General features: G+C 39.0%; 12 protein-coding genes. 8 read left to right on the top strand and 4 right to left on the bottom strand.

The genetic code is table 11. The annotated features are described in order from the left end of the window. The first annotated feature begins 112 nt into the window (after positions 1-112). Positions 113-697 (top strand): lipocalin family protein, encoded by a 585-nt coding sequence (locus tag NDN11_RS12605; protein WP_251109833.1) that lies wholly within the window; start codon positions 113-115, stop codon positions 695-697. Between the two features lie 106 nt (positions 698-803). Next, positions 804-1,748 (top strand): EamA family transporter RarD, encoded by a 945-nt coding sequence (gene rarD, locus NDN11_RS12600; RefSeq protein ID WP_251109832.1) that lies wholly within the window; start codon positions 804-806, stop codon positions 1,746-1,748. 19 nt (positions 1,749-1,767) lie between these two features. Here the strand turns inward: rarD and NDN11_RS12595 are convergent, their stop codons facing one another. After that, on the bottom strand, positions 1,768-2,013 hold the full coding sequence (locus NDN11_RS12595) for a hypothetical protein (RefSeq protein WP_251119279.1): 246 nt from the start codon (positions 2,011-2,013) through the stop codon (positions 1,768-1,770). 404 nt (positions 2,014-2,417) lie between these two features. Here NDN11_RS12595 and NDN11_RS12590 point away from each other — a divergent pair, with 404 nt between their 5' ends. From NDN11_RS12590 to NDN11_RS12580, 3 genes are all read left to right on the top strand, one after another. Next, positions 2,418-3,875 carry a glyceraldehyde-3-phosphate dehydrogenase gene (locus NDN11_RS12590; RefSeq protein ID WP_004808502.1) on the top strand — a complete coding sequence of 486 codons (1,458 nt, stop codon included), beginning with the start codon at positions 2,418-2,420 and terminating at the stop codon, positions 3,873-3,875. Positions 3,876-4,010: 135 nt separating this feature from the next. Then, positions 4,011-4,754, top strand: coding sequence for an MFS transporter (locus NDN11_RS12585; protein ID WP_251109831.1), 744 nt, complete (start codon positions 4,011-4,013; stop codon positions 4,752-4,754). Next, positions 4,754-5,434, top strand: coding sequence for a hypothetical protein (locus NDN11_RS12580; protein WP_251109830.1), 681 nt, complete (start codon positions 4,754-4,756; stop codon positions 5,432-5,434). Before NDN11_RS12585 ends, NDN11_RS12580 begins: the two co-directional genes overlap by 1 nt. Before the next feature lie 46 nt (positions 5,435-5,480). On the opposite strand, the gene NDN11_RS12575 is transcribed toward NDN11_RS12580, so the two are convergent. Then, positions 5,481-6,572: a hypothetical protein gene (locus tag NDN11_RS12575; RefSeq protein ID WP_251109829.1), complete on the bottom strand. Its 1,092-nt coding sequence runs from the start codon at positions 6,570-6,572 to the stop codon at positions 5,481-5,483. A 183-nt stretch (positions 6,573-6,755) separates the two neighbouring features. Between NDN11_RS12575 and cgtA the strand changes: the two genes are divergently transcribed. Next, positions 6,756-7,973, top strand: a complete 1,218-nt coding sequence (gene cgtA, locus NDN11_RS12570) for an Obg family GTPase CgtA (RefSeq protein ID WP_251109828.1) — start codon at positions 6,756-6,758, stop codon at positions 7,971-7,973. Between the two features lie 15 nt (positions 7,974-7,988). Further along, on the top strand, positions 7,989-9,122 hold the full coding sequence (gene proB, locus NDN11_RS12565; RefSeq protein ID WP_005145416.1) for a glutamate 5-kinase: 1,134 nt from the start codon (positions 7,989-7,991) through the stop codon (positions 9,120-9,122). Positions 9,123-9,148: 26 nt separating this feature from the next. On the opposite strand, the gene NDN11_RS12560 is transcribed toward proB, so the two are convergent. Both NDN11_RS12560 and NDN11_RS12555 read right to left on the bottom strand, forming a co-directional pair. Then, positions 9,149-9,823, bottom strand: a complete 675-nt coding sequence (locus tag NDN11_RS12560; RefSeq protein ID WP_251109827.1) for an HAD-IB family hydrolase — start codon at positions 9,821-9,823, stop codon at positions 9,149-9,151. After that, positions 9,790-10,998, bottom strand: a complete 1,209-nt coding sequence (locus NDN11_RS12555) for a DUF1615 family protein (RefSeq protein WP_005213508.1) — start codon at positions 10,996-10,998, stop codon at positions 9,790-9,792. Before NDN11_RS12555 ends, NDN11_RS12560 begins: the two co-directional genes overlap by 34 nt. An 82-nt stretch (positions 10,999-11,080) precedes the next feature. Between NDN11_RS12555 and dusB the strand changes: the two genes are divergently transcribed. Next, positions 11,081-12,103 (top strand): tRNA dihydrouridine synthase DusB, encoded by a 1,023-nt coding sequence (gene dusB, locus NDN11_RS12550; protein ID WP_005202464.1) that lies wholly within the window; start codon positions 11,081-11,083, stop codon positions 12,101-12,103. Positions 12,104-12,132: the final 29 nt, after the last annotated feature.

Here is a 12,132-nt window from a genome sequence, read left to right as displayed (position 1 = left end):
GAAATCCTTAAGAGGGATACATATCGCAACAGTTTTTGTTCACAAAGTAAGCTATTTTAATTTGGCTAACTATATGACTATTGATAACAAATTACTGTTTTGAGGATTTCTCATGCCTTTTATTAAAAATTTCCCGAAAGCGAGTTGGCGCCTTGCAAAGATTGCGATTGGTGGGGCTGTCTTAACTGGGTTGGCTGTTGGAACGATTGCTTATGCACAAGCAAAACCGTTACCGACAGTCGATAAAGTTGAACTCGATAAGTATTTGGGAGTTTGGTACGAAGTCGCACGAAAACCGATGTTTTTTGAGCGTAAGTGCGCTTATAACGTCACCGCGACTTATACCTTAAATGAAAATGGCAATATTGTTGTTGATAACAAATGTTATGACAGTGATGGCAACGTACAACAAAGTGTGGGTGAAGCTTTTGTTGCCAATGCACCGTTTAATACTAAATTACGGGTGAGTTTTTTGCCTGAGGTCGTGCGTTGGGTCCCTGTGATCCGTGGTGATTATTGGATTTTAAAACTCGATGCTGATTATCAAACTGTACTGGTCGGAGAACCGCGCCGTAAATATTTATGGGTACTTTCACGGATACCTAATCCCAAAAAAGAAATTATTCATGAATATTTAAATTACGCAAAATCATTAGGTTATGATATTGATGATGTGATTTACCCTGAACATCATTAAATAAATACGATATACTGAACAGGAACCATGCTTGCATGGTTTTTTTAATTCCAAATAGTGGATAAATCACGTATTTTGGAAAACTTCCCAAAATTAGAGGCCTAAAATGTTTAAAGGAATTGCTTATTCAGTTTTGGCTTCAGTTACTTTTGGGGTTTTGTATTTTTATACTCAATTGCTTGGTGCATTTGATAGCGAACAAACCTTTGGTTGGCGCATCATAGCGACCTTGCCTGTTTTAACACTATTTATGTGGTTCAGTGGTGACTTAAGTCATATCAAACACATATTTAAAAGAATCCTCGCACAGCCCTCATTATTATTACTTTTAATTACCACCTCGGTGCTGACATCTGCGCAGTTATGGTTGTTTTTGTGGGCACCAATGCATGGTCGTGGACTACAAGTGTCATTGGGTTATTTCCTATTACCTCTGGTTTTGGTATTGGCTGGAAGTATCCTATACGGTGAAAAGCTTTCAAAGTTGCAGTACGTTGCGGTATTGTTTGCTGCATTTGGTGTAGGGCATGAGGTATGGCGCTTGGGCAGCATTGCTTGGGAAACTGCCTTTGTTGCTTTGGGCTATGCAGCTTATTTTATTCTTCGCAAAAAAATTCAAACTGATAATTTAGGTGGGTTTTGGTGGGATCTTTTACTGATTCTTCCAGTTGCGATTTTCTTTACCCAAACAGGGGATACACCTTATCTCAAGTTTTTAGAATATCCGAGTCTGATCTTGGTGGTGATAGGGCTAGGTTTGCTCAGTGCCATTGGTCTGGGTAGTTATATTCTTGCGAGTCGCTATTTACCTTTAATTATTTTCGGTTTACTGGGTTATTTAGAACCTGTTTTGTTGGCCTTGGTCTCTTTGCTGATTGGAGAAAAAATCGGGGCAGATGAATGGTTAACCTATATTCCGATTTGGCTGGCTGTGTTGGTACTGGTGATTGAAGGGACAATGCATTTATACCAACAGAGGAAGCGCAAGCAACATCTAGAATTGAACGTAAAACAATATTTGCAATGGGTGAAGGATAATAAGTTAGATTGATGCGAGTCTAATTTAAAAATTAAACACCTTTAATCTTGGTATATAAGTAATAAGTTAGGTTAATGATAAGAAACATTAAAATACGTCCATATTCTTTGGGAAGACAGCCTACCTCGCTATTGCAGTTGAAAAAGGGCTCTCCAATCCAAGAGATTGGCAAGTAAACGATATTTGTCATTACAAGCCCGATCATTCCAACCAAGCCCATAGAGATTTCGCAAGCAAGAGGAATGCTGATAAGTAATAGCCATACTTTAAAATTCATTTTTACCTTCATGTTTTGAGCAGTGCTTTCTTTAATTTAAATTGATACGTGTTATTTATTTTTATTTCAATGTATTAGAGATAAATGTCAAGTTTTTAGTGCAATTGCTTAGCAGTTTTGACAGAGATTGAGATTTATATCATTGTTAAGGTTAAGAACAAAATTATCCTTATTATCAGTAAAACTGTTAGTAGTGTTTTGAAATTGGCATTTATTTTGATGATAAAAATCAATCTTCACCAAAATTCACAAAAATAATTATAGGTATTTTATGAATTTATAGTCAATTAGGACAAAATCTTAGCTCGTTTAGCAGCTTTTGATTCAATCTTGATGATAATTCTATTACAATTATGGCGTTTTAAAAATTCACGCCCAGTATATATAAATTAGAGGACGTATCAGTGAGCAAAGACACTATCATTGCCCTACACGCAGAACACCAAGGTCGTTGGAAAAACCGTGAAGAAATCGCGGAACGTATGATTACTTTAATTGGTCAATTGTACCGTGAGAAAAATATTGTTGTTTCTGTTTACGGCCGTTCTTTAATTAACCGTTCAGTTATTCAAATTTTAAAAACGCATCGTCGTACACGTATGCTTGATGTTGAACTTTCTGTTGTAAATACCTTCCCAATTTTGGAAGCGTTAATGAAAGTTGAAAACATCGGTTCAGCTGAAGTTGATATCGGTAAACTTGCTGTTGAATATAAAAACCAAGGCGGCGATGTAGATGCTTTCGTTGCTCAAGCAGTTGCTCCAATTCAAGGTAATGTGACTGCTGCTGCGCCTAAAGATGTTGTTCTTTATGGTTTTGGTCGTATTGGTCGTATCCTAGCGCGTTTAATCATCAGCCAATCTGGTTTAGGTCGTGGTTTAAGCCTTAAAGCTATTGTTGTTCGTAAATCATCTGATGGCGACTTGGCGAAACGTGCTTCTCTATTACGTCGTGACTCTATTCACGGTACTTTTGACGGTACGATTTCTGTAGATGAAGAAAACGAAGCAATCATTGCAAATGGTCAATTCATTAAAGTGATTTATGCATCAAGCCCAAGCGAAGTGGATTACACTGCTTATGGTATTGAAAATGCACTTCTTATCGACAACACAGGTAAATGGCGTGATGCTGAAGGCCTGAGCCAACACTTGAAATGTGCAGGTGTTGCACGTGTGGTATTAACTGCACCAAGTAAAGGTGAGATGAAGAACGTTGTATTTGGTGTGAACAACTCTGACATCTTAGATGAAGACAAAATCATCTCTGCTGCAAGCTGTACAACCAACGCAATTACACCTGTATTAAAAGTTTTAGATGACAAATACAAAGTATTGAATGGTCATGTTGAAACAGTTCACTCGTTCACAAACGACCAAAACTTAATTGATAACTATCATAAAGCGGATCGTCGTGGCCGTGCTGCAACATTGAACATGGTAATTACTGAAACTGGTGCTGCAAAAGCAGTTGCAAAAGCGTTACCAGGTCTTAAAGGTAAGTTGACAGGTAACTCTGTACGTGTACCAACACCAAACGTATCTCTTGCAATCTTGAACCTTAACTTAGAGAAAGAAGTTGATCGTGAAGAAGTGAACGAATACATTCGTCAAATCTCAATCAACTCTAGCTTACAAGGTCAAATTGGTTATACCAACTCAACTGAAGTTGTATCAAGTGACTTTATTGGTTCACGTACTGCTGGTGTATTTGATGCACAAGCAACAATTGCTTCAGGTACGCGCTTAACTGCTTATGTTTGGTACGATAACGAAGTAGGCTATAGCTGCCAAGTATTACGTATCGCTGAACAAATGTGTGGCGTAAGCTATACAAAAATCCCTGCTGAAACAAATGCATAATTTGTTCGCAGAGTGATAAAAAAGCCCAGTTTTTTAACTGGGCTTTTTTATTGACTGTACAGAATATATGCTGAATAAAACATAAAAATCGATGAGAATGGTGGAAAAGGGAAATAATTAATAAGGAATCGTTCATTGTTGCAGTTCAGACGTTTGTTCGTGGTATTTGCTTTAATTGTGGTTGCCAACTTGTGTGGTGTGTATATCGCGATGTGGGTGTTTAAGCATTTTAATATTTATATCCCATTAAAGAACCAAGATGTTGCCATCGACTTGCAAGAGCCGTTACAGGTGCGGGTAAAGGTTAAAGATGCACTGAATGTCGATGTGAATGGACGTGTTGATGCTAGGATTCCAATTAATGAGCAACTCAATGTTCCACTGACTCAAACGCTCACACCACGGGTTTATTTTGATAATTTAGTGCCAATCAGTACCACGATTCCGGTAAAGGAAACGATTAAGGTCAATCAAAGTCTACCGATTGATACCAAAGTGCAGGTCAAAATTTTAGGTAAGGACGTCACCTTACCATTGAAAGGGTCGATTCCTTTACAACTGGATGTACCGATTGATATCCAAGTGCCGCTACAGCAAAAAGTACATTTGAAATTTGATGCACCAGTTCGCACTGAACTTAAGGAAAACTTGCATATTCCTTTGAAAGCACAGCTGAATGCAAACATTCCAATTCAAGGTAATTTGAATGTACCGATCACTTCTGAGCTCAATGCTACTGTCGATGTTAAAAATACCTTACCTGTCAAAATTGCACAGGGCGAATTAAAGATTCCGTTATCCACGATGTATTTGGATCGTGTCAAAGCTCAGCCTATAGATGAGCCGACAGCTCAAAATGCTATCAAAGCAGGTGAGTAATGGAGATGCCCAAAACACTTAAAAGCCTACTCATCAGTTTTGTGATTGTCACAACTCTGGTGGCGATTTTATTTTGGTTCTATTTGAATATTCAGGCATCTTTGATTGTTTCTGCGCAACAGGCGGATATTCGTTTGCCTGAATCCTTGGGAACCAAGATTCAAGTGGGTGATCATTTAAGAGTGAAATCGGAAGGTCAGCTGAATACGGTACTGAACATTGATCGGACGCTAAAATTGCCATTAAAAGGGAAATATTTGGCTGATTTAAGCTTTGAAGTTGAAACACCGATTACGGTTGATATCAATTATGAAACCACGCTGAAAGTAGATGAAATCGTACCGATTGAAACCAGCACAGATTTGATCTATCAAAATAAATTATTACCCAAATTTCCTTTAAGCTTGGATATTCCAGTAAAGCTGGATATTCCATTTCAATTGAAACGTACTTATACCGTTCCTGTAAAAATTGTTTTTGATGGGCCCGTTTATTTTGCTTTTGATGAGTCGGTTGATTTGCCTGTGAAGCATCAATTTAAGCCAAGCTTTTATATGAATGATGCGATTAATATGAGTAAGATTTCTTCTTTTGATGCAATCATGTATAACTCGGTGCAACAGACCAAAGCTAATCTAGATATGCAAATGGAATTGCCTTTGAAGAATGTAAGACCTTGAGATAGATCAAGGTCGAATGATAATGAGGAAGGGGACTTGAGATAGTTTAGTTTTCTAGAATATTTTCTATTTCCTGCTCCAGTCTTTCATGGAATTTTTCTACTGTCATATTTTTGAAGAATCTATTTCTATTAACATAAGGTAGAGCTTCTGCCACCAATTGATTATATAAAGGATCGTTTACATATTTCGCCAGTACAAGTCGTGATATTGCACCTAAGCCTGTAATATATTCTTTTTCATCACCATGATTGAGCCATTGGTTTAATGTTTCTATATCTTGGTGCTTTTCTGCGTCATAAATAAGAAAATCATAAATTTGCTGGAAAATCATTTTTAATTGTTTTGGATTGGTAATAGATGAAAAATTTCCCTCTATACCATGTATAGTTGGGATGTATTGAAAAGTATAACCATTAATATGATGCTGTCTAAGAATATTAATTGCTATATCTGGTGTAACCTGTACAAAACTCGTTACTGCAATACATGTATATCCGAGTGGATTCGATGAAGTTATAATTAAAATATCTTCATATACTTTTTCATGAAAATTTCTGTACAACCTAAGACCATCGTTATACTGATTTTTCTTTTTCTGCTCAATAAAATGTATAGTATCTTTATTTAACTCCAACCATTGTTTTGCAAAGGTCACCAATTTATCTCCATTTGGTGGAATAGCCTTAAATTGCTCTAGTTGCTCTTGAGTTACAGGACTCACCGCATCCAGCATTCTTTCAATATTGTGTTGGTCTGGGAAAATTTGTTCCTGACTAAAAAAGAGATAAGACCTTGCATCAAAGGCAACTAGGTCATGTTGGCGTAAAGTCTCAATCAAGATTTTATAGAGATATTTACTTTTAACCAATAAACCTTGTTCAATCTTAAAGACATTGTCAGCAGCATCAAAGTAACGTGTTACATTGGTAAAAGAACCAATAATTTCTTCATCAAAATTTGTGGCAAGCTCAGGATTGGTGACGATATTCTCTACATTAAGCAGCCAATTTTTAAACTTTTCTGTAAATCCTGTACATTGAGAATTGGTTGCGTAATATTCTGCTTGTGCCAACGAGTCAATTGTGACCTCAGGATGATGTTGTTTCGCATCCCAAATATAAAATAATGATGACACTTATTTTTATCCTGTAATTTTTTTAAGTGATTAATTATACTCATAAAATTAATGGAATACGAAAATTTTTGCTTAATGTGGTTAAGATTGAAATAAAAACTGTTGTTACATTCAATTTTCTATTCGAGAATTTTCTTAAAATGTGGCAAAATAGTCCGCTTTTAAGAATTTGAGGATTGGCACATGCGCTTTGTTGATGAAGCAGTCATTATCGTAGAGGCTGGCGACGGTGGCAATGGCGTAGCCAGTTTTCGCCGTGAAAAATTTGTCCCTTTTGGTGGCCCAGATGGCGGTGATGGGGGACGTGGCGGAAGTGTATTTATTCAAGCCGATGATGATACCAGCACACTGGTAGATTACCGTTATACGCGTCGCTATCGTGCAGAACGTGGTAAAAATGGTTCGGGTGCGAACTGTTCTGGTCGTGGTGGTGAAGACGTTATTTTGAAAGTGCCAGTCGGTACAACCATTGTCGATACCGAATCTGGTGACATTATTGGTGACTTGGTCGCTGATGGTCAGCGCGTAAAAGTTGCTCATGGTGGTGATGGTGGTTTAGGTAATACTCACTTTAAATCATCAACCAACCGTTCGCCACGTAAGTGTACGCACGGTATCAAAGGTGAATATCGAGAAGTCCGTTTAGAGTTGAAAGTACTTGCAGATGTTGGCTTACTGGGTATGCCAAATGCGGGTAAATCAACGTTCATTCGTGCAGTCAGCGCAGCAAAACCAAAAGTTGCAGATTATCCATTTACCACGATGGTACCAAACCTCGGTGTGGTCGATGCGGATCGTCATCGTTCATTTGTAATGGCAGATATTCCAGGATTAATCGAAGGGGCTGCTGAAGGTGCTGGTCTAGGAATTCGTTTCCTTAAGCATTTGGCGCGTACGCGTATTCTTTTGCATATTGTTGATGTTCAACCAATTGATGGTTCTGACCCAGCACATAATGCAAGAGCGATTTTAGGTGAGTTAGAAAAATTCTCTCCAACATTGGCAAAACTGCCAGTGGTCTTGGTATTAAATAAACTGGATCAAATTGCAGAAGAATCAAGAGAAGAATGGTGTCAGCACATTCTCGATGAATTGCAATGGGAAGGTCCTGTATTTAAAACTTCTGGTCTTATGTCGGAAGGAACCAAAGAAGTTGTGTATTACTTAATGGATCAAATTGAGCAACAACGTGAGCGCGAAGTTGAAGATCCTGAGTATGCAGCAGAAGTGAAAGCATTCCGTGAGCAGCTTGAAGCTGAGACACGTGAACAAACCATCGCAGCGAAAGAAGCATATCGTGCCATGCGTAAAGCACAGCGTGAAGCTGGTTTGGACGATGATGAAGACTTTGATGACGATGAAGACGAAGGCGATGTAGAAAGTGTCTACATTCGTGACTAGTAAACCGAGGGAAAAATGATAGAAGTGGTCGATGGGCAACGTCAGCTCAATGCGTGTAAACGAATCGTTGTTAAAATCGGATCATCTTTACTCACTGCAAATGGGCAGGGTTTAGATCTAAATGCAATTTCGCACTGGGCGAAACAAATTGCAGATCTACACAATGCTGGACATGAGATTATTCTGGTGTCTTCAGGTGCAGTTGCAGAAGGGATGGTGCGCATGAAACTTGCGAGTCGACCCACTGATCTACCCAGTTTACAAGCTTGTGCTGCTATTGGCCAAATGGGTTTAATCCATACATGGTCAAGCGTACTGGATCAACATGGGATCCAAACTGCACAAGTCTTACTCACGCATGATGATCTCGCTGATCGTCGTCGTTATCTCAACTCTTGTGATGCTTTGCAGAACTTGATTGATTGGCATGTCATTCCAGTGATTAATGAAAATGACACCGTCTCTACTGACGAAATTCGGTTTGGTGATAACGATACTTTGGCGGCAATGGTTGCGGGTCAAGTACAAGCAGAATTGTTGATTATCTTAACGGATCAACAGGGTATGTTTGACTCAGATCCACGTAGCAATCCAAATGCAAAATTGTTCTCTGCTGTTCGAGCACTCGATGATCGTTTGTTTGAAATGGCGGGTGGCGGTGGCGTGCTTGGTCGCGGTGGTATGGTCACCAAAGTTCGTGCTGCGCGCTTAGCGGCAAAGTCGGGTTGTCCGACGTTGATCGCGAGTGGTGAAAGTGACAACGTATTAGCACGCTTAATGGCGGGTGAGATGTTGGGTACCTTATTCACCACAGACAATGATCGTGTGACTGCACATCAGCAATGGTTGGCTGCACATTTGCAAACCGCGGGTCGTTTAGTGATTGATGATGGTGCTGTTGAAGCGATTAAGCTCAAGCATCGTAGTTTATTGCCTGTCGGAGTCAGAGCAATTGAAGGACATTTTGATCGTGGTGATGTGGTTGAATGTGTTGATAAGAACGGTGGTCGTATCGCAGTAGGTCGTGTGAATTTTAGTTCACGTTCTGCCGAAATGATCAAAGGTTTATCATCAGAAAAAGTCTACCAAGTTTTAGGTGAAGCACGATCGCTAGAAATGATCCATCGTGATCATATGGCAATCTACTAAACTGTTTGAAATAAAAAAAGCTCGCATTAAGCGGGCTTTTTTATTTCTGCTTGATTTAATTGTTTTAGCTCTAAGGTGGGAAGTGCTTGCTCTTCTCCCATCATATAAGGATAGTCTGCTAAAGAGAGCATCTCTAAATCTTCTTCGCTATTGCCATAGGCGTAAATCGTTTGATAATTTTCTAAATTATATGTTTGCAAAATACGTAATTTCTTTTGCTCGCTACTACAATCTTCCGAACGATAGCGACCCGTTAAAAGCCCATCTTTACGCTCAGTTTGAGTGCACAATAATTCAATATTGAGAACTTCACAAATTGGGTCTAAATATAGATCAACCGATGCTGAAACAAGGACAACATGATCGCCACGTTGTTGATGCAGTTGAAGTTGCTGGAATAAATCTGGATCTAATTTTTTAATCAGTTTCTGCGCATATTCTTGGGCGAGTTGCTCAACAAAATCTACAGAAATGTCTTTAAACATACTTTGGAATAAACGTGGTCGCATGGCATGCGCAGGGTAGAGTCGTAAATAGTAGGCTTGAATCCAAGGTAGGACTTTCAAGCCTCTTTTGACAATATGGCGTTTTGATAATGCAAAGAAAATAAACCCTGTAAAACTATCTCTCGGATAAAGTGTTCCATCAAAATCAAATAAAGCAAGATTTAGAGTTTTATGCGTTTCGCTCTTTGCATGCATGTTTCATATCGTCCATTAACGCGACTGGCAAACCAATTGGTATTATAGTCACGACTCAGTTTAGGGCCTGAAATAACGACTTCAGGCATAATTGCATAAATAGGTTCTTTATTGGTTTTACTTTGATACAGCTTTTGAACAGCTAAATAAGTTTGCGTATCTTCGAATTTCTTCTCTTTTTCTTTCTTCAAGTCCGCACGAATTTGACGCGGAGTAACCAGAATTTTATTGTTGGTAAACGCTGAGATCACTTCTTTTTCAGATTGGCTCAGTGCTGATTGTACATTCCCATCTTTATTATAAAGTAACAGGTCGCCATCTAAATCAAGGTCTTTACCTTGTATGACTTCAAGCATCTTTTGAAAAGCTGCATTACGGCTTGAATACATGCCAGAATTGTAGTCGGCAAATCGATAGATGGCTTTGTCATAATCAGCAGAATATTCCATCAAACGATGGATGCCATAATATAGACCACCATATTGGGTATAGAGGTCATTACGTAGTTCAGCAATATTTCCGCTTTGACGTTTATGTTCTTTGGCATAATTAATATGCACTTGCATAGAACCCAATGTAGTAATCGGGTTCATTTTCTCGCCAATATCTTGTCCAACCAATTTTGCAGCACCTGTCAGGGCACTGACATGATAATGCTTCGACATATAGTCAAAAATTTCACGATAAAGCAAATCGAGTTCGCGCTCTGTTCTTACTTTGCGCATTTGACTCATGTAGTTATTTTCTGGTGACGGTTGGTTTTTGAGTACATCCTCAAAATAACCCGCTACAGTACCTCCAATGGTTTCACCTAATTTAGCTTCAAACTTCTCTTTGAGGCGCGTATTGATTTCCTGAACTGCTTTTTCACCTAAGCCAGGCACAGCAGGATCAGCGACAAAGTTGGACTCTTGATCGACCACTGCCACAATGCTGCATACATTTTGTTTGGTTTTAGGAATGCTCAGTTGTTGCATAATATCAAAGATATCTTGCGACCAAGACTGACGATCATTCACACGTGGCGGCAGCACTTTTGTAATTTGTTCTGCCTTCATTTCGGGTTCTTTATTATTTGACCACCAAGCATTATCACCACAAGCCACTAAGCTTATGCTGATTGCCAAGAGGCTAAATGTTTTGAATAGAGGACGAGTCGAAAACGATTGGTTCATAATGAAGACAACACCGCACAAAAAGATGAGCCGAACGGGCGAATGAAGTATACTATGTTGATCAGAAATTGTAAGAAAATATATGTATATTGGTTCATATCAACTGTCAAATAATTTGATCGTTGCTCCGATGGCAGGCGTTACTGACCGTCCTTTTAGAACACTGTGCAAATACTTTGGTGCTGGGCATGCAGTCAGTGAAATGATGACTGCAGATAAGACACTTCGTATGAGCAAAAAGAGCTTATATCGGGCCAATTTTGATGGTGAGCTTGCACCAATCTCTGCTCAAATCGCAGGTTCTGATCCTGAGCAACTGGCAGAAGCTGCACGCTATCAAGTGGCAAATGGTGCGCAGATTGTTGATATCAATATGGGTTGCCCAGCCAAGAAAGTATGTAACAAACTCGCGGGTTCGGCTTTATTGCAAGACGAAGATCTTGTGGCGCGTATTCTCGATGCCGTAGTTTCTGCAGTGGATGTGCCAGTCACTTTAAAAACCCGATTAGGTTTTTTAAATGGCCATGAGAATATTTTACGTGTGGCTAAACGCGCCGAAGAATCTGGAATTGCAGCATTAGCGCTACATGGTCGTACCCGTGAAGATATGTATTTGAATACTGCACGCTATGAGTTGATTAAGCAGGTTAAAGAATTGATTGATATCCCATTGATTGCCAACGGTGATATTGATAGTCCTGAAAAAGCCAAATATGTACTGGATTATACTGGTGCAGATGCCATTATGATTGGGCGTGCAGCCCAAGGCCGACCTTGGATATTCCGAGAAATTGCGCATTACTTAAAAACGGGTGAGCATCTCGCTGCGCCTGATATTGCTGAAGTTAAAGCCGTATTATTGGGGCATCTGGCTGAGTTATATGATTTTTATGGTGAATACTCAGGCTGTCGTATTGCCCGTAAACATATTGCTTGGTATACCAAAGGCTTACGTTCAAGTAATGAGTTTCGTCAGAATATGTATAAAGTTGAAAATACGGCTGATCAAGCCAAAGTGGTGGAATCATATTTCGATGAATTACTTGATCAAGGACTACGTATGAGTGATGTACAAGTTGAACAAGTGAATTTATTGGATATTTAATAATTATTTTAATTGCATTGAAAAAGCCT

Source organism: Acinetobacter sp. C26M (assembly GCF_023702675.1).
In the GTDB taxonomy this organism is placed as follows: Bacteria; Pseudomonadota; Gammaproteobacteria; order Pseudomonadales; family Moraxellaceae; genus Acinetobacter.
This window is presented reverse-complemented; position numbering and strand designations above follow the sequence as displayed.